The 20,362-nt window shown below is 45.5% G+C and carries 11 protein-coding genes; all 11 read left to right on the top strand.

Annotation, left to right across the window (positions count from 1 at the left end; genetic code table 11):
* Positions 1–45 precede the first annotated feature (45 nt).
* The 11 genes from ligA (at position 46) to CJ190_RS00505 (ending at position 20,360) form a co-directional block, all read left to right on the top strand.
* The gene (gene ligA, locus CJ190_RS00455) at positions 46–2,028 is read left to right on the top strand and encodes an NAD-dependent DNA ligase LigA (protein ID WP_064293478.1); all 1,983 of its coding nucleotides are present in this window, start codon (positions 46–48) and stop codon (positions 2,026–2,028) included.
* 63 nt (positions 2,029–2,091) lie between these two features.
* Positions 2,092–3,228 (top strand): CamS family sex pheromone protein, encoded by a 1,137-nt coding sequence (locus CJ190_RS00460; protein ID WP_064293298.1) that lies wholly within the window; start codon positions 2,092–2,094, stop codon positions 3,226–3,228.
* A gap of 136 nt (positions 3,229–3,364) precedes the next feature.
* On the top strand, positions 3,365–3,664 hold the full coding sequence (gene gatC / locus CJ190_RS00465) for an Asp-tRNA(Asn)/Glu-tRNA(Gln) amidotransferase subunit GatC (protein ID WP_060777539.1): 300 nt from the start codon (positions 3,365–3,367) through the stop codon (positions 3,662–3,664).
* Between the two features lie 5 nt (positions 3,665–3,669).
* On the top strand, positions 3,670–5,121 hold the full coding sequence (gatA, locus tag CJ190_RS00470) for an Asp-tRNA(Asn)/Glu-tRNA(Gln) amidotransferase subunit GatA (protein WP_064293299.1): 1,452 nt from the start codon (positions 3,670–3,672) through the stop codon (positions 5,119–5,121).
* A 15-nt stretch (positions 5,122–5,136) separates the two neighbouring features.
* Entirely contained in the window at positions 5,137–6,567 is a 1,431-nt protein-coding gene (gene gatB / locus CJ190_RS00475) for an Asp-tRNA(Asn)/Glu-tRNA(Gln) amidotransferase subunit GatB (RefSeq protein ID WP_060777541.1), read from the top strand.
* Positions 6,568–6,904: 337 nt separating this feature from the next.
* A complete protein-coding gene (locus CJ190_RS00480; RefSeq protein WP_070598103.1) occupies positions 6,905–14,803 on the top strand; it encodes a G5 domain-containing protein in 7,899 nt (2,632 codons plus the stop codon).
* 366 nt (positions 14,804–15,169) lie between these two features.
* On the top strand, positions 15,170–16,213 hold the full coding sequence (locus CJ190_RS00485) for a phosphate/phosphite/phosphonate ABC transporter substrate-binding protein (RefSeq protein ID WP_064293302.1): 1,044 nt from the start codon (positions 15,170–15,172) through the stop codon (positions 16,211–16,213).
* Between the two features lie 176 nt (positions 16,214–16,389).
* Positions 16,390–17,127 (top strand): phosphonate ABC transporter ATP-binding protein, encoded by a 738-nt coding sequence (gene phnC / locus CJ190_RS00490; protein WP_064293303.1) that lies wholly within the window; start codon positions 16,390–16,392, stop codon positions 17,125–17,127.
* A 10-nt stretch (positions 17,128–17,137) separates the two neighbouring features.
* Entirely contained in the window at positions 17,138–17,941 is an 804-nt protein-coding gene (gene phnE, locus CJ190_RS00495) for a phosphonate ABC transporter, permease protein PhnE (protein ID WP_180754113.1), read from the top strand.
* Positions 17,942–17,952: 11 nt separating this feature from the next.
* The gene (phnE, locus tag CJ190_RS00500) at positions 17,953–18,768 is read left to right on the top strand and encodes a phosphonate ABC transporter, permease protein PhnE (RefSeq protein ID WP_064293305.1); all 816 of its coding nucleotides are present in this window, start codon (positions 17,953–17,955) and stop codon (positions 18,766–18,768) included.
* A gap of 11 nt (positions 18,769–18,779) precedes the next feature.
* Complete coding sequence (locus CJ190_RS00505; protein ID WP_064293306.1) at positions 18,780–20,360, top strand: bifunctional metallophosphatase/5'-nucleotidase; 1,581 nt, start codon at positions 18,780–18,782, stop codon at positions 20,358–20,360.
* The last annotated feature ends 2 nt before the right edge of the window (positions 20,361–20,362 follow it).

Consider the following 20,362-nt stretch of genomic DNA (forward strand, 5'->3'; position numbering starts at 1 on the left):
AAAGAAGAGCAAGCTCAGGAAAATAGCCAAGGGGTCCAGGAAAGAATGGCAGAACTGGTTGACCAGTTAAACCACTATGCCCATGAGTACTATGTCTTAGACCAACCCAGTGTCAGTGATGACCTCTATGACAAGACCTACCGCCAACTCGAAGAACTGGAAGCCAGCCATCCTGACTTGATTCAAAGCGACTCCCCCACGCAAAGGGTTGGGGATGTCTTAAATGAAAAGTTTGATAAGGTTCACTTTGACCATCCCATGCTGTCCTTGGGCGATGTCTTTAGCCAGGAAGAATTAATGGCCTGGGTAGACGGGGTCCAAAAGGAATTTGGAGCAGATACTGAATTTGTCTGCGAGATGAAAATTGATGGTCTGTCTGTTTCTCTCCTCTACCAAGACGGCCGTTTGGTTAGGGGGGCGACCCGGGGTGACGGTAATACGGGAGAAAATATTACCAATAACATAAAAACCATCTCCTCCATTCCCCTCCGCTTACAAGAACCCTTAAGTGTGGAAGTCCGGGGAGAAATTTATATGCCCAAGGCCTCCTTTGCCAAATTGAATGAAGAACGGGAAGCTGCCGGGCTGGCGACTTTTGCTAATCCGCGTAACTCAGCTGCGGGTTCGGTTCGTCAATTAGACCCCAAAGTGACTGCCAAGAGAAACTTGAACGTCTTTCTCTATACTGGCGTCCTACCCGCCGAGGCTGGGATCAATAGCCAAGCGGAACTGTTGACCAGCTATCCTCAGTGGGGCCTTCGAGTGAACCCAGAATTTAAGTTGACCCACAGTAAGGAAGAAATTTGGGACTATGTCGAACACGTTAGTCAGGTCCGCCATGACCTGGCCTATGATATTGACGGGATTGTGATTAAGGTCAATGATTTTGACCAACAGGAAGAATTAGGCTATACCGTCAAGGCCCCACGCTGGGCCATTGCCTATAAGTTCCCCGCTGAACAAGCCGAGACCATCATCCGTGATATTGAATGGACAGTAGGGCGGACCGGGGTAGTCACCCCTACTGCCGTCATGGATCCGGTTCTAGTCGCAGGATCGACCGTGCAACGGGCTTCCCTCCATAATATGGACTTGATCCAAGCTAAGGATATCCGCCTTAACGACACCGTGATGATCCATAAGGCCGGGGATATTATCCCTGAAGTGGTTAGCGTGGTGACGGAAGACCGGGATGTTGATAGCCAGCCCTATCCAGAACCTGAGACCTGTCCAATCTGTCACAGTGACCTAGTCCACTTAGAAGATGAGGTGGCTCTCCGCTGTGTCAATCCCGCCTGTCCGGCCCAGGCCAAGGAGAAACTCTTCCACTTTGTTTCTCGTAATGCCATGGATATTACCGGGGTGGGGCCAGCAGTTATTACCCAATTGTACGAGAAGGGCTATGTCAAAGACCCCAGTGACCTCTACCAATTAGACGAAGATACCTTACTGACCTTAGACAAGGTTAAGGAAAAGTCGGCCCAAAACATCCTCCAAGCCATCGATCAGAGCCGGGAGAATTCCTTGGAACGGCTTCTCTTTGGCTTAGGTATCCGCCATGTGGGTGTTAAGGCGGCGCGTGACATTGCTATGACCTTTGGCTCTATGGAAGCCCTCCAAGCCGCTGAACGGGAGTCTATTTCAGCCATTGATGGGATTGGTGAAATCATTGCCGACAGTGTGGTGGAGTACTTTGCTAACGATGAAGTGACCGCCCTAGTCAACCGCCTGAGTGAGCGGGGGGTTAATATGACCTACCTCGGCGCTAGCCCGCAAACTTTGGCCAATGTGGACTCCTTCTGGCAAGGAAAAACCGTGGTCTTAACCGGTAAACTGACTCACTATAGCCGCCAAGAAGCCAAGGCCCTCATTGAAGCTCAGGGCGGAAAAGTTACCGGTTCAGTCTCTAAGAATACCGATGTGGTTGTGGCTGGAGAAGATGCCGGTAGTAAATTGACCAAGGCCCAAAACTTAGATATTTTAATTTTTGATGAAGAAGAGATGTTGAGTCACCTAGAAGATGCTTAGTCACTTGATTTCGTGTTAGAATAGTATGGACTCTACAGATATCGTGATAAAGGAGAGCATACCGTGAAAAAACGCATCCAACATATGATCGTGCTTGGCTTAGCGTCACTGAGCCTGTTAGTAGCTTGTGGGAGGGACGCCCAACCCAAATCAACCGCTGGGCAAACCCAAACCACGGAAGAATCAAGTAGTGAAGAGGAAGAAAGTGGTAAGAAGAATACCCTTACCGAGGCTTACTATCCTGCCGCTATCAAAGATGGCAGCTATCCCTTAAGTAACAGCCGGGGGACCCTGTCTAGTCGGACCAGCCAGGCCAACCTGGAAAATATGGAACGGGGCCTCTATGAATTAATGAAGAATGCCTATCCGACCGATGAGTATTCCTTGGCGGAAGGTCAAGTCCTATCCAAAGATAAGATCACTTCCTGGCTCAAGCCCAAGTCAAATGACAATCCTGAAGGGCTCAACCCTGAAGCCAGCGCCGCGAGCGACCGCGATCAATTCCAACCCCGTTATTTGAATTCCATCTTGGAATACAATTTAATGCAAGAAAATGGGGATGACTATGACTTGAAAGTCATTAGTCTCGGTCTGGCCATGAATGCCGAAGACCGCTTCCAAAACAAGGATAGCGAAGAAACCATAGAAATTAGCCGCGACCAAGCCCTCCAAGAAGGCAAGGCCATGGCCCAAACTATCGTGGAGCGTATCCGCCAAGAAGGCAAATACGGCCAAACCCCGATTCAAATCGCCCTTTTTTATAACGATAAGCAAAACAGTCTCGGGGGCGGGGCTTATATGGCAGAAGCCATTGCTGAACCAGGAGCAGGACTAGGTAAGTGGAAGCAATATAACCGCCAATACGTGGTCTACGGGGTCGACCAAGCCCCACGCGAGGAAGATAATACCTCATTCAGCCGCTTCCGTGGTGAAATCGAATCCTTCTTCCCTGAATTGAGCGGGATTGTGGGTGTCGGTCAATACGATAACGGCAAGCTCAATGGGATTGACTTCCATATCAACACCCCATTTGACGGCTATACCGAAAACATCGCTCTGGTCCAACACGTCATCGCTAGCCTGGACGCCATCTATCCCAAAGACGTGCAAATGCAGGTAACCGTTGAAGGCCCAAGCCGAATGACCGCCAACATCACCCGCCTGTCTGGCCAAGGCAAATTCCAATACACCGTTTATTAAGAAAGAGTGCGACAAGCGCATCCACCCTTAATTTGTGAGATTTTTTTACAAGAATAAGTAAGTCAGTAAAAATGCCCTAAGAACTTATGTTAAAATAGAACAGTAAATATTTTGAAAAAGAAAAAAGGAGGCCATTATGTCTATCAGCGAACAAGACTTTAAACACGTGGCACAACTTGCAAAACTATCCTTTTCTGACGAAGAGGTAGGTCCCATGAACGACCGCTTTACTGAAATCCTCGACATGGTTGAACAACTCTCTGAAGTGGATACTGAAGGGGTTGAAGTCATGACCCACGGTATCAACCTAAAAAATATTATGCGCGATGATAAACCTGAAGCAGGTACCGATCGTGACTTAATGTTAAAAAATGCGCCAACCAAACGGGATGGCTTTATCGTCGTACCAGCCAGTTTTGATGAAAGTGAGGATTAATCCATATGAGTCGATTTGATGAAAGCATTAAAGGCTTAAACCAACAATTGGTCGATGGAGAAATCACTGCCGTTGAATTGGTACAGTCTACCATTGACCGTATTAAGGAACTCGATGAAACTTACAAGGCCTTTCTTTGCTTAGATGAAGAAGGCGCTCTTGCAGCCGCAAAAGCCAGTGATGAAAAAGGCTATTCCACTGACCGTCCCCTACAAGGGATTCCAGTCGGGATTAAGGACAACATCATTACTGAAGGGATTGAAACGACCGCTTCTTCCCGTATTTTGGAAGGCTTCGTCCCCGTTTACCAATCCGCTGTGGTGGAAGCCTTAGAAGCCGCTGGTGCTATTACTATTGGTAAGTTAAACTTGGACGAATTTGCTATGGGGTCTTCTACAGAAACTTCTTACTTTGGACCAAGTAAAAACCCTTGGGACACCAGCCGGGTACCAGGTGGTTCTTCCGGTGGATCTGCAGCTGCTGTAGCCTCTGGTGAAGTTGTCGCTTCCCTAGGTTCTGACACCGGTGGTTCTATCCGCCAACCAGCCGCCTATAACGGGATTGTGGGGATGAAACCTACTTATGGTCGGGTATCACGCTGGGGCTTAATTGCCTTCGGGTCTTCCTTAGACCAAATTGGGCCAATGACTAGAACCGTTGAAGATAACGCCTTGGTACTTAACGCCATTGCCGGCCACGACCACCGTGACTCCACTACAGCTGACATTGAAGTGCCTGACTTCACCGCCCAATTAGGTGACAGTATTGAAGGTTTACGGATCGCTGTTCCTGAAGAATTCTTCACTAACGGAATTGAAGCCGACGTCCAAGACCGCGTAGAAAAAGCCATTGACCAACTTGAATCCATGGGAGCTATCGTGGAAAAAGTCCACTTCCCACTCTTAAAATACGGGATTCCAGTTTACTACATTGTGGCTTCTTCAGAAGCTTCTTCCAACTTGCAACGTTTTGACGGGGTTCGCTATGGCTACCGCGCTGACGACATCCAAGACCTGGAAGACCTTTATGTACGCAGCCGTTCAGAAGGTTTTGGTGACGAAGTGAAAATGCGGATTATGTTAGGGACCTTCTCCCTATCATCCGGTTACTATGACGCTTACTTCAAGAAAGCCGGTAAGGTCCGTACCATGATCCGTCAAGAATTTGAAGAACTCTTTGAAAAATATGATGTTGTTGCTGGTCCAGTAACCACCTCAACCGCCTTCAAATTCGGTGAAAAATCCGACGACCCAATCGAAATGTACTTAGCTGACCTCTTAACCGTTCCTGTGAACTTGGCCGGCCTACCAAGTATTTCGGTGCCTTGTGGGTTTGACAGCGATAACTTACCAATTGGTCTACAATTAATTGGTAACTACTTCGATGAAGCGACCTTGTACAAGACCGCTTATGCCTACGAACAAGCTACCGACCACCATACCAAACATCCAGAGTAGAAGGGAGATTATTACATGAATTATGAATCAGTTATTGGCTTAGAGATCCACGTGGAATTAAAAACTCAATCCAAAGTTTTCTCCCCAACACCCACCAGTTTTGGTGCCGATCCTAATACCCAAACCAACGTTATTGACTGGGGTTACCCTGGTGTCCTACCAGTAACCAACCACCACGCCGTTGAATTTGGCTTACGGGCTGCTTTGGCTTTGAACTGTGAAGTGAACCCGGTCCAAAGCTTTGACCGGAAGAATTACTTCTATCCTGACAACCCTAAGGCCTACCAAATTACCCAATTAGACCGTCCTTTAGGGGAACACGGCTATGTGGATATTGAACTCGAAAACGGGGAAACCAAACGTATCCGCATTGAACGTATCCACTTAGAAGAAGACGCTGGGAAGAGTATCCACGATGAAGGCGATACCTTAGTGGACTTAAACCGCCAAGGAACTCCTTTAGTAGAAATTGTTTCTGAAGCTGACATGCGTTCACCAGAAGAAGCCTACGCTTACCTGGAAAAAATCCGCGAAACCATGATGTTTATCGATGTTTCTGACGTGAAGATGGAAGAAGGGTCCATGCGTTGTGACGCCAACATCTCCTTGCGCCCTTATGGCCAAGAAGAATTCGGGACCAAAACCGAAATTAAGAACCTTAACTCCTTCTCCAACGTCCGTCGCGGTTTAGCTTACGAAGAGAAACGTCAAGCCCAAGTCTTAAACCGTGGTGACCGGGTCGTTCAATCCACCCTCCGTTGGGACAAGGATAACCAAAAAACCGTCCTCATGCGGGTGAAAGAAGGGGAAGCCGACTACCGTTACTTCCCAGAACCTGACCTTCCTGAATTTACCGTTAGTGAAGAATGGTTGGACGAAATTAGAAAATCTATCCCAGAAATGCCAGCTGAACGTCGGAAACGCTATGTGGAAGAATACGACCTCCCAGACTATGATGCTATGGTCTTAACCCAAACCCTAGTCATGTCCGACTTCTTTGATGAAGCGGTTAAACTGGGTGGCGATCCTAAGCAAGTCTCCAACTGGTTGATGGGTGAAGTGTCCGCCTACATGAATGACAATGAAAAGACCTTAGATGAAATCGGACTAACTCCAGAGAACTTGACCGAAATGATCGACTTGATTGCCAATGGAACCATTTCTTCAAAAATTGGTAAGAAAGTCTTCAAGCACTTGGCCGAAAATGGCGGCTCTGCTAAGGAATATGTGGAAAAAGAAGGTCTGGTTCAAATTTCTGACCCAGAAACCTTGCTACCAATGATTAACGAAGTCATTGATAATAACCCACAATCCCTCGAAGACTACCGGGCTGGTAAGAAGAAAGCCATGGGTTACTTAGTTGGCCAATTGATGAAACAGACCAAGGGTCAAGCTAACCCACAAGTCTTAAACAAACTCTTAAAACAAGAATTAGATAAACGTTAATGTACTTTATCGATAGCTAACAACAATGCCACATCCGCTTGGGTGTGGCATTTTTTGACGAATTCTTTGCCTTTGTTCCTAGGAAAGACGCAATAAAAGACAGACTAGAACAAATATTGTTTATTTACTGTCAACTTAAGCTAAAAAATTGGTTTCTTAGTATTATTTGGGGTATTATTAGGGCTAATTATACAGTAGGATCACTGTAGCTTTAATATAAATAAAAAAAGAATTTAATTATGCTTTTAAGATGTTAATATATAGTTTAACTAAATTAACTTATATCATTAGTGTAATATTGTATAAGTTAAAGTCTTCGATTGCATGGAGGAGAACAATGGAGAAGAATTATAGATATGCGATAAGAAAAACTACCTTGGGGGTGGGAAGTGTCGCCATTGCTGCCTTCTTAGCTGGTCAAGGCCAAGAAGTGCAAGCTGCAGAACAGCCTAGCCAGCCAAGTTCGGCCCTAGCTGTTGACGCGGTGAACCCAGCTGACCAAGCTGGCTTCTACGCCGCAGAAGGGACACCAGTTAACACCGACCAACCCGCATCCGGTGAAGACGCCAAAATATCCGGCCTTCCTGCCGACACTGTCAACGGTCCGATAGTAGCGGCTAACCCAGACAACCCAAATTACTCAGAAAATGAGAAGAATGTGGGCCACTATAGACAGTCGGAATTGGCGAATAATGGGATTTCCTATTCTGCTACGGAAACAGAAGGTAAGACTGAAGGGGTGACACATAAGGTACTAAATCCATCAGCAAATACCCCTGATGATAAGAAAAAAGATTATGGGATTGATATTTCGATTGACCGGAATGACTCTGAAAGAACCTATAACTTGATAGGAATCACTGATTCTAAGAAAGGTGTACCTATAAGACCGAAAGTAAAACCATATGAAGAAGTAGGGCAGCCTACTCATATCAATGGTAAGAGTACTAATTTCACCCCTACTACAACTGTAAATATTACAACAGGTAGACAGAGAGCATTAAATTCAACATTTAATGAAGATGATCTTAAATATATAAATAACCATAACAATAAAGAAACTACCTTCTCTTTTAGGGATAAATATACTAAAGATAACCAAAATGGGACTAAATTTTTAGAGGGTGGAAACTTTGCTGTTACTTTTGGTGTCAACCCCTATCCAAATGAAAACGCCAACTTATCTATTATAAAGGTGGCTGGAGACACTAATGTCAATCGTGTTGCCGTCAAAGAAGGTTATGTTAAGACTGGAGCTCATATTGAAAATCTCGACCCTGCTGACTATGATCGAGTAGTGGGACAAGTTTACCATCCTGATGGATCTATTGTTCCTCAAGCTAATGCCTTTATCATCACACCTAAGAATATCGAGGAAATGAAAGGTAAACTCGGTAACGATATTCAACTAGGTCAGATTATCTTTGCAATGCCTAAGGGTGCTTTGGAAGGTTCGAAAGATCCCGACAGTCCAGATTATTCCATCTTTAATACGGATAAATTTAAGGGTATTCAAAGTTTACAAGCGCGTTTCTTTGCCCGCCCACGAACAAAGGAAGAATTTGTTGGTGTTGTAAATGCAAAGAATGATGAAAATGGAACTCCTTATGATGATGAGTGGGCCTACAAATACGTCGAAACCGGTGCAGGCACTCAAACCCTCAACCACAATGGTCAGGAAGTTATTGCCGATAAGCAAGGCATCGCGCGTTATGACAACTACAATGATTTAGGTTCGATCACCATCAACCTAGACGATACCCGTTACTACGACCAAAAATTCAACCAAGGTTTTGAAAAGAAAACCGATAAAGTAACTCCAATCCGTCCAGGACAAGATAAGGTTATTTTTATCACCGACCAGGACATGGACCCTGCCATCGAACCTAACCGCAAAACTTATGAAGAAATGAATGTGGCCGGTAACAAGAAATTTGCAACCGGGGTCATTGACCCAGACTTCGTCAAAAAAGCTGAAGAAAAAGGCTGGAAGGTAGAATCTACCCCTGGTGATATTTCTAAGCTCAAGGTCACAGCTCCAGCAGACGCCAAAGCTGGGGAATTTATTCCCATTTTAATTACCTATACTTATACCAACGGATCAACCGACCTCCAATGGTTCCATTTTGTGGTCCAAGATTCTAACAATAACAAGCCAGAATATCATGCGGAAGTGGGTTATCAGGGAGATAACTTAACCAATATCCCAGAAATTCCTCAAGATTCTAAGAAATTAGATCCTAAAACCTTTGAACTCGTACCTCAAACAGGCGGTTACAAGGACGACCATGGCAATGTCTGGCATGGTGTTAAAATTGATCCACAAACTGGTGCGGTAACCGCCACTGTGCCAACCGATGCCAACATTATCGGTGGCGAGAATGTCTATATTCCGGTTAAGGTCAACTATACTGATCCTAAATCTGGTCAACACAAGGAAGAATTTGTCAAAGCCCAATTCATCGCCCGTCCAAAATATAAGACGACCGTAACTGATACCGACGACAAGTTAATTCCTTATGAAACTAAGGAGGTTATCGACGAGACTCTGCCTGCAGGGACCATCCAAGTGGTGACCCCAGGTAAGGTCGGTAAGGAACGGACTATCTTCGAACAAGATGTCATCAACGGCCAAAAAGGTTTAATTGACCCAGCGACTGGCCAATTCACGGCCGGTGACCAACTCTTCAGAAAACGGACGGAAACCATTGAGGAGAAACAAGACCGTTTGGTGAAGGTTGGGACTAAGCCCGTTGAAGAAACCGTGACGATTCCTCGACCTGTTGAAGTTGAAGTGGATCCAAACATGGAACCGACTGCTGAACCGGTCGTTGTGGAAGAAGGCCAAGACGGTGTAGTTACCGTGAAGACAACCAGAGACCCTCAAACTGGTGCGGTCAACATCACGAAGGCTACCACGACTCCAGCTCGGCCTAAGAAAGTCAAAGTCGGCACCAAGACCACTGGCACCGTTGTCGATAACGACGAGATTCCATTCAAATACACAGTGGAATTCGATCCGGACTTTTACAAGAACTACCCTGACGCGACCGAAAATTACAAGGTCGTGACCCCAGGACAAGCGGGTTCTAACAAGAAGACCTGGACCATTGAAAACTCTAAGGTTGTAGGTGACCCTGCTGTGGAAACGGTGGCTCCAGTCAATGCGGTGATCAAGGTGGGCCAAAAAGACTACACGGGTAGCTTTGAAACGGTGGACAAGGATCTGATTCCTTATGAAACCGAATATATTGTCGATAACACCCTTGAACCCGGTAAGGAAGTAGTGGAAAATCCAGGTGAACTCGGTGAGAAGACCACCACAACTACCCACACCATCCAAAATGGTCAAGTGATCGCTTCGACACCAGGACAAAGTACCCAAACAAAAGATCCTGTTAAGCGTGTCGTTCGCATCGGGGCTAAGTCTAGCGGTAGCTACCAAGTGACGGAGCCAATTTCATTCCAAGTAGAAGTCAAGAAGGACCCAAGCTTGAAGAAGGGCGAATACAAGGTAGAAACCCCAGGTAAGCCAGGCAGTCAAACCAAGACCCTGACCATCGAAAACTCTCAAGTGACCGCTACTTCTGAGCCAACCATTAATGAGCAAGCTACTAATGCGGTTGTTTTAGTGGGCGACCAAGACTTTACCGGCGAAGTGAGCCACGATGTCACTGAAAAAGTGCCATTCCCAGTCAAGATTGTTGAAGACCCAACCTTGGACAAGGGCACTTACCATGTCGACCAAGAAGGGGTTCCAGGATCTAAGACCACGACCTATACCCAAGCCATCAAGAATGGGGTAGCGGATGGCGCCCTGACTTCAACTGTCAAAGCCGAAAGCGCGCCTCAAGAACACATCATCCGGGTCGGCACCAAGCCTTTAACTGGCTCTACCACTGTGACGACCACCAACCAAAAACCATTCGACGTGGAAATCGAATACGATAATACCAAGCCAGCTGGTACGGTAGAAGTCGTGCCAAATACAGGTGTCCCTGGTGAAGAAACCAAGACTACTCCAGTAACTGCTGCGGATGGCACGGTGACCCCAGGAACCACCACCACGACCGAAACCAAGGCTCCAGTCAATAAGAAGATTATTGTGGGCACCCAAGGCTATAACGGGGAATTCAGCCACGAATACACCAATATCGTGCCTTTTGAAACCGAAGTTGAAGTGGACCCAAGTCTGGCTCCAAATGCAGTGGTTGAAGTTCAAAAAGGCCAGTTAGGCGAAACGACCACCAAGGTAAGTCAAACCATCACCAATGGCGTTCCTGGTGAGAAAGTGGTTTCTGATCCGGTTCAAACTAAGACACCGGTCAACCGCAAGATCAAAGTGGGGGCTAAGACAGAAGGTGTCCATACTTACACCGAAGAACTGCCATTTAGCTACACGGTAGAATACGACCCAGCTATCCAAGCCGGCAAGTATGAAATCGTGACTCCAGGCGCAGTGGGTTCACGGACCACCGAATGGCCAATTACCAACTCTGTGGTCGGCCAAGGCAAGGTGACTCAAGAAATCCCTGCCACCAACGCTTTAATCAAGGTCGGCAACAAGGACTTCACCGGTCAAGTGACCCATACCGAAACGGTACCAGTACCGAATACGGTGGAAATCCGCTACAACCCCAACGTCAAAGCTGGCGAGACCAAGGTCCTTGAAGCAGGCAAGCCAGGTTCTGTTGATGTCACCTACAGCCAAGCCATCAAGAATGGCCAAGCGGACGGGGACTTGGTGAAGACGGAAGCCAACCGCGTGGACCCAGTTAACCGGGTCATCGAAGTCGGCACCCAGCCAGTTTCTGGCACGGAAACCCCAATCCAACAAGATGTTCCGGTTGAAGTAGAATATGTTTATGACAACACCAAGGACAAGGGCTTTATTGAAGCCGGTCAGGTCACTCCTGGCACGACCCAAAGCAAGGTCGTTTCCAAGGTAGTTGACGGCCAAGTGGTCAACACGGTTGAAAATGTGGTGACTCCAGCCAAGCAACAAATCATCGTTGGGACCAAGGATTACACTGGAAACTTTGAATACAAGGATACCGACGTGATTCCAAACCATACCCAAGTGACCATCAACCCGAACTTGGCACCAAATGAAATCAAGGTGGTTGAGGCAGGTAATACTGGTCTCAAGGAACGGACGGTTAGCCAATCCTTCACTAATGGCAAACTGGGCGAACAAGTCGTCGGTGACTACACCACAGTCAAAGAACCGAAAGACCGCGTGATCGAAATCGGCGCGAAAACGACTGGATCATTCAAGGATACTGATACCATCCCATTCGAAGTGGAAGTCAAGTATGATCCAACCCTCAAGAAGGGCGAGTGGAAGTACGCTACAGTAGACGGGCTAGAACAAAGAGGGGTAGCCGGTGAAAAGGAAAGAACCCTTACCATTGAAAACTCTCAAGTAACCAATATCTCAGACTTCACCACCACTAAGGTCCCTCAAAAGGCAGTCATCTTAGTAGGTAATGAAGATCTGACCGGAAACTTCACCACAGTCGACAAAGACCCAATCCCATTCGAAGTGGAAGTCAAAGTCGATCCAAGCCTGGCCCCAGGAAAAGAAGTTGTTGACCAAGAAGGGGTTCCGGGTGAAGAAGAAACTCCAACCACTCATCAAATTGTCAACGGTCAAGTGACCGCATCGATGCCAGGTGAGACCAAGCAAACCAAGGCACCAGTCAAGAAGATTGTCCGCCTTGGAGCCAAGACCGATGGCACCTACACCCACAAGGACGCTCTCCCATTCGAAGTCGAAGTGCGGAAGGCTCCTGACCTCAAGAAGGGCCAAACCAGAGTCCTTCAAGAGGGTCAACCCGGTGAACAAACCACCACGGTAACCATCGAAAACTCTCAAGTGGTCGGCTCACCAAGCACGACCATTACCAAGGCACCGGTCAAACATATTATTGAAGTCGGTGACCAAGACTTTACTGGAGAAGTTTCCCATAATGTCACTGAGACATTGCCATTCAAGGTGGAAATCCAAGAAGATCCAAACCTCCCACTCTTTGAAATCCAAGAAGTTCAAAAAGGTGAAAATGGATCCAAGACCACCAAGTACAGTCAATCTATTAAGAATGGGGCAGCTGACGGCCAACTGAAAACGGAAGAAATTGCCCGCATCGAACCCAAGACCCATATCATCAAGGTCGGCACCAAGGCTCCGGAAAATGCTGAAACGAGAGTCAAGGAAGTCCCAGCCGAGATTGAATACGTCTACGACAATACTAAGGACAAGGGCATAGTTGAGAAAGGGGCCTACACCCCAGGTAAGGTGGAAACCAAGATTAAGAACATCTTCAACCCACAAACCGGTCAAATCGAAACCACAACCGAAGAAGTGGTGACTCCAGCCAAACAAGTGATTGTTGTTGGGGCTAAAGACTTTACCGGCGACTACAAGTTCTCCAATACTTGCCCAGTGCCATTCCCAGTTGAAATCAGAGAAAATCCTGATTTACCAGCGGGAACCTCGAAGACCGTCCAAGCAGGCGTTCCAGGTTCTAAGACCACGGACTATACTCAAGCTCTCAAGAACGGCCAAGCGGAAGGGGCACCCGTCAGCCAAGACGGCGCTTATACCGCACCAAAAGCTCACATTATCGAAGTGGGTACTAAGCCAGTCGCAGGCAACACCCATGAAAGCAACAAGGATGTTCCAGTTGAGACCATCTTTGAATATGATCCAAATCTGAACAAGGGCAAGGTAGAAACTGTCCAAGTTGTTCCAGGTCATGTGACCACCAAACTGGTCAACAAAGTGGTTAACGGTCAAGTGGTGACTGAAGAAGTGCCGGTAGTAACCCCAGCCAAACATATTGTTAAGGTAGGGACCAAGGACTTTACCGGAAGCTTTACCACAGTAGACAAGAATCCTGTGCCATTTGAAGTGGAATACAAGCTGGATCCAAGTCTGGCCCCAGGGACAGAAGTTGTGGACCAAGAAGGGGTTGTCGGGGAAGAAGAAACCCCAACTACCCATACCATTGTCAATGGTCAAGTGACCGAGTCTACTCCTGGTCAAACCACTCAAACCAAGGCGCCAGTCAAGAAAATTGTCCGCATTGGTGCCAAGACTGACGGAAGCTACACCCATACGGAAGAAATTCCATTCCAGGTGAAAGTAGAAGTTGATCCAAGCTTGCCTAAGGGTGAATACAAGGTGGAAACCCCTGGCCAAGTGGGTCAAAAGACCACTACCGTAACGATTGAGAATTCTCAATTTGTCGGCAGTCCAAATGTTGTCGTGACCAAAGAACCGGTGACCGAGATCATTAAGCTGGGTGGCAAAGACTTTACTGGTCAAGTCAGCCATACGGAACACTTCGAGACCGCCTTTAAGGTGATTGTTCGCCGCAATGAGAACTTGAAACCAGGTCAAGTGAAGACCGTTCAAGAAGGGGTTAAGGGCTCTTATGATGTCACCTTCACCCAAAAGATTAAGAACGGCCAAGCTGACGGACCCCTCCAAGCAGACCGTCATAATGAAGTCGCAGCTCTTGATCATATCATTGAAGTGGGACCGGATTGCCCAATCTGCCCAGTTCCTGGTCAACCAGATCAACCTGGCCAAGACAAACCAAATACCGACAAGCCAAATGAGGACAAACCTGGCGATAACACCACACCAGGTGGACACACTCCAGAGGAAGGCAATCCTGAAAAACCGCAACCAGGAGATCCAACTCCAGGAAGTGATCAACCGGAAAATCCATCCTCAAGTGACAAAATACCTGGCAATAATACGCCAGACGGTCAAACATCAGAAGAGCCTCAACCAGGAGACAAGAAACCCGGTCAAGGAACTTCTGACCCCGATAGACCGGGCGGATCAAGCTCCAATGGTCGAGTTCCAGAAAAACATCCATCCGATGACAATACACCAGGAAATCCTACCCCAGGAGCCGAGATTCCAGAGGAAAATATCTCAAAAGATAAAGATTCAGAGGGAGATTCCTCAACAGATAAGCAGCCAGCAGGCACTGTTCAAAGTGATCAACCGGTAGGTGAAGATCCAGCTCTTGACCCAGCCTCATCTGCTAGCCTCAGTCCAGCTAGTCATAAGACCAGCTCGACACCAAGCCACCAATCAGTGCAAGTGGCTTCGGTCTTACCGCAAACTGGCGCGGTTGCTTCTGTAACAGGAGTCGGTTTATCCCTACTCCTAGCAGGATTAGGCTGCCTCGGTCTCGACCGTAAGAAGAAAAAATAAGCCTTATATAAAAACCGCAAACTTTTAGAAGCGATTTTTAGCCGAAGTGTATAGCTTCGGCTTTTTTCTTGGCCTTAGCTGAAAAATCACAAAATTTAGAAACATTTGCCTAATTAATTCATAGCTTTTTCACAAATGGTCGTTATGATAAAGACAGTCCAAATAAATTTCTTTATATTTTTCTCCCAGCGAGCTTTCAAGCGAAAGCTCGTTTTTTTGTTGGGAAATTTATTAAGAGGTAAAAATTTTTACTAAAACATGTGAAAATTTACAAAAACTATACTTTGAATTGACGGTATTTTTATATAAGTATGAGATCCTTTAGGTGTAAGAGTAATTAAACAAACAGCCTACAAGGAGGATAAAATGAGTATCAAAAAATGGCTATTGAGTGGTTTAAGTGTATTAACCGCTTTTGGTTTGGCAGCTTGTGGTAATGAAGGTGGAGAGAGTGGGGATTCAGCTGAGGCAGGTAATCATATTGATACTTTATCAGTAGAATTCGTTCCTTCCCGTGACCCTGAAGAAATTATTACGGTCACTGATCCTTTGAAAGACATTTTGAAGGAAGAATTAGAAAAACAAGGGTTTACTGTTGATAATGTCGACATCAACGTGGGAACCAGTTATGAAGCGACCGGTGAAGCTTTAGAGGCTGGAACGACTGACGTTGGTTTTATTCCTGGTGGGACCTATGTGCTTTATGAAGAAGGTATCGAACCGATCTTAACCGCAACTCGTGGCGGACTTTCGGTTACTGGGGAAAATCCTCAAGACTGGAATAAAGAACCGGTAACCAAAGTAGACGACCAAGTGACTTACTATCACGGCCTAATCTTAGCGGGACCAAGTGAAAAAGGTCAAGAATTAGCCGAAAAGGTAAATAATGGCGAAGAACTTAACTGGGAAGACCTTAATTCAGCAAACTGGTCAGTGATGGGGACTTCTTCTCCAGCGGGTTACATCTATCCATCCCTTTGGTTACAAGATAACTATGGTAAGAATATTACCGACTTAGATAATGTGGTTCAAGCGGACTCCTATGCTTCAGCTTTTGCCCGTTTAGCATCTGGTCAAGTAGATGTCATGGTCACCTATGCGGATGCCCGTTTGGATAATGAAGATAAATGGCAAGAACAACTCGGTGGTAGTGATGACATCTGGAAAGAAGTTCAAGTGATTGGGGTCACTAAACCAATGATGAACGATACCATTTCCGTATCCAAGAACTCTGAAAACATGACTCCTGAATTAGCTGAAGCCTTACAGGAAGCCTTCATCAATATTGCCCAAACAGAGGAAGGCCAAGAAATTATTGCTGTTTACACCCACGAAGGTTATGAAAAGGCCGAACCATCTGACTATGACACCGAACGTGAAGCCCAAAAATTAGTGCAAGAAATGAATTAATTGAGACAATAACTCGATGGTTATTTTGAGTTTACGAATAAGTTATTAGGATAAAAAAGTGCTTCGATCAATGGCTAAAGATTGGTTGAATGCACTTTTCCTATTTCTGCTTATGGTGAATAAATCTTTTGTTTTAGCTGTTGTGAACGATCATATTTTGGAGAAAGGAATAAAAAATGATTCGATTTGAACATGTGGATAAGGTTTATGAAGGTGGATTAAAGGCTTTAGATGATATTAATTTAGAAATTCCCAATGGTCGTTTTGTCGCCATTGTGGGGAAATCCGGAGCTGGGAAATCGACTTTAATTCGTACCATTAATAAAATGCATGACATTAACGGCGGTAAATTAACCGTTAACGATAGGGATGTTTCTGCCCTAGAAGGTAGCCAATTAAGAAAATTCCGGAGAAATATCGGCATGGTCTTCCAATCCTTTAACCTGGTGGAAAAGACCACGGTCTTAAATAATGTACTCAATGCCTTTTTACCTGACTTAGCCTGGCATCAGAAACTATTTTCTCTGTTTACAGAAGAGCAAAAGGTCAAAGCCCTGGAAGCCCTAGAAAGTGTCGATATCCTTGACAAGGCCTATGACCGGGTCGACCAATTGTCTGGTGGACAAAAACAACGGGTAGCCCTAGCGCGAACTTTGGTTCAGGAACCATCGATTATTTTAGCTGACGAACCAGTGGCCAGTCTGGACCCGATTTCTTCTAAGCAGGTGATGGATTACTTTAAAAATATTAATCAAAGTCAAGATATTACCATTTTAATTAATATCCATGATGTCGATATGGCCCTTGATTATGCCGATAGTGTGATCGGGATTAATGCCGGAAAGATTGTTTATTATGGTCCAAGTAGTGAGGTTAATCAAGAGATTTTAGATACGATTTACAAGAAGTCTTAGGGGGATTAAAGTGTTTAAACGAAAAGAATATCAACTGGCTTCTGGAAAGGTATTTAAAGAAAAACGCTCATGGACGCCAGTGATTGTATTAGTTTTAGCTATTGCTTTATATGTTGCCTTAGAGGTAACCGAGTTTGATTTCGCTGACATTATAAAACGGGGCCACCAGTTAACGACTATCGTTGCCCAACTCTTTCAACCGGATTGGTCCTATCTATCTGATGTCATTAAACCCTTGATGGATACCATTAAGATGTCATTATTTGGCTCATTTGCTGGGGCAGCAGTTGCCTTACCCTTTGCCTTTTTAGCCTCATCCAACATGGTCCATTTTGCGCCAGTGAACTGGTTGGTTAAGGTGCTATTTACCATTATTCGTACTATTCCAACCTTAGTTTCTGCCTTGATCGCGACTTATTTGTTTGGTCTAGGGACTTTAGCGGGTACGGTAGCGATCTTCCTGTTTTCATTTTCCTATGTGGGTAAGCTCTTGTATGAAGAAATTGAAACCACTAATTTAGGCGCCTTTGAGGCCATGATTGCCATGGGCTATACCCGTCCTTTTGCCTTTTTAAAAGGGGTGATTCCTAATATTATGCCTTTCTATCTGTCCACCGCCCTCTTTAACTTTGAAGGGAATGTGCGTTATGCCTCGATCTTAGGTTACGTGGGCGCCGGCGGTTTAGGTTTACTCATTAATGAAAATATTGGTTGGCGTGATTATGAAAAAGTGGGGACCATTCTCTTTGTCCTATTGATAACTGTTTTCATCATCGAGAACTTAAGCCGTTATATTCGGCGCAAGATTAGTTAGGAGGGCTAGCTGTGACAGATTCAATTCAAACTGTATTAGACAAAGAGCCAAATTACCGTGCCATTCAGGGAGTCATCACTGTCCTTGTGCTGCTGGTATTATTTTGGTCATCCAGTGTAATTGATTTTTCCAATTATAGCCAAGACGGTTGGGCTGTAGCGGGAGAAATCATCTCTGGGGTGCTCCATCCCGATATGGCTATGTTGACGGATTTTTCTTCCAGTGGTTTATGGTTTTTATTATTTGAAACCGTCTGTATTGCTTTTGTTGGGACCTTAATTGGTGGTATCATTTCTTTACCTTTAGCTTTTTTATCATCCAGTAATGTGGTCCCCGCTTGGCTAGCCGCAATCTTCCGAGTGGTGATTATGATGCTTCGGACCGTCCCAGCCATTGTATACGGATTGATGTTTATCCGGGTCACTGGTCCTGGGCCAGCTGCGGGGGTCCTAACAATGACCTTTACTTCAATTGGGATGTTAACCAAGCTCTTTTCAGAAACCATTGCCGATTTAAATACCGACATCTTGGAAGCCTTTCGCGCCATGGGAACGACCACCATGGACCAGATCATGTTTGGTATTATTCCACAGTTATCGGCTAGTTTCTTATCGACTTTAATCTATCGTTTCGATATGAATATCAGAGATGCAACTACCCTAGGCTTGGTTGGTGCTGGTGGGATTGGGGCTCCCTTATTATTTGCGATTAACTCTTATCGCTGGAACCAAGTGGGTGCCATTTTAATTGCTTTAATCTTACTGGTCTTCTTAGTGGAAGCCATTTCTACCCGCCTACGTCAATACCTCGCCTATGGTCACTTTTAGAAAGGACAAGCATGAAATTAACTTTACTCGCCATGAGTGATGTTCATGGACATTTTTCAACCCAAAGTTTTCAAGCAAGAGATAAAAAGACGGCTAACGGCTTATCCCGTTTCGCCAGTGTTTTAAAGGCCAAGCGTCGCCAAGAAGAGCATCTCCTCTACCTGGAAAGTGGGGATATGATTCAGGGCTCGCCTCTGACCAACTATGAGGAAAGCCATCATGACTATGCCAAGATATCTAGCCAGGTCTATAATTATGTCCAGCCTGATGTCTGGACCCTGGGTAACCATGAATTTAATTTTGGCTTAGATTACTTAAAGAACACCATTAGCCATATGCCTGATTCGATGGCTTTGGCTAACGTGATTTCAGATGGAGAGGTTTTCTGCCATAAGCCCTATCGGATTTTTCAATGTGAAGATATTCGAATTGGTGTCTTGGGATTGGTTACCCAGTATATTCCTCATTGGGAGAAGGAAGAAAATATTGCGGGCTTAGAATTTAAGTCCGCCCTAGAGACGGCCCAATATTATATCCCATTTATGAAAGAAAGCGAACACTGTGATCTTATCTTCATTACCTACCATGGGGGCTTTGAATGCAATTTGGAGACCGGCCAACCGGAAGAGGACTTGACCGGAGAAAACGAAGGCTATGCCCTGTTAACCAGTGGGTTACCGATTGATGCCTTCTTTACCGGGCACCAACACCGTGAGATTGCGACCGTATGGCAGGGAATACCCATCATTCAACCAGGCTTTCGGGCGCAAAAATATGGCGAAGTCATTTTAGAGTTGGATAAAGATGCAGATGGTCAGCTGAAAAAGAGAGTGGAGACCTGCCAATTACATTCACTCGCTGACCAGCCGGCTGACCAAGAGCTAGAAGAACTTCTGGCAGAGGATAATGAAAAGATTCAAGACTGGCTTGACCAGCCCCTAGGGCACTTGGCTCGACCCGCCTTAGTGGATAATTTCTTTGAAGCTCAAGTTGAGGGGCATCCTTATTTTGCCTTGACCAATAAAATTCAGATGGAAGCTGCAGGGACGGATATTTCAGCTTCTTCAGTCTTTAACCTGGATGTTTATGGTTTGAAGCAAGAAGTTACTGTGCGTGATTTGGTGATTAATTATCCTTTCTCTAACGGTTTATGTAAGATTAAACTTACCGGTAAAGAATTAAGAGAAAACTTGGAAAAAAATGCCGAATATTTTGCCTTAGATGACCAAGGCAAGCTAGTAATTAGTGAGGACTACCTCAATCCTAAAGTTGAAGTTTATAACTATGATATTTATTCTGGGATTGACTACACGATTGATGTGTCTAAAGACCGAGGCCAGCGGATTGTTCAACTCGATTATCAGGGGCAAGAAGTTAAAGATGATGATGAATTATACCTAGCCATTAACCAATATCGGATGGCGGGAGGCGGTAACTTCCCGCATTTCTCTAGAGATAAGGTCCTAGAAGAACTGACTACCGACATTCCTAATTTAATCATCAATTATTTCGCTGACCATGACCTTGTTGAAGTCCCAGAAAACGACAATTATCAAGTGATAGGTTATCAAGCAATCAGTGACGATATTTAGAT

The sequence above is a fragment of the Aerococcus loyolae genome, from assembly GCF_002871915.2.
Classification (GTDB): Bacteria; Bacillota; Bacilli; order Lactobacillales; family Aerococcaceae; genus Aerococcus; species Aerococcus loyolae.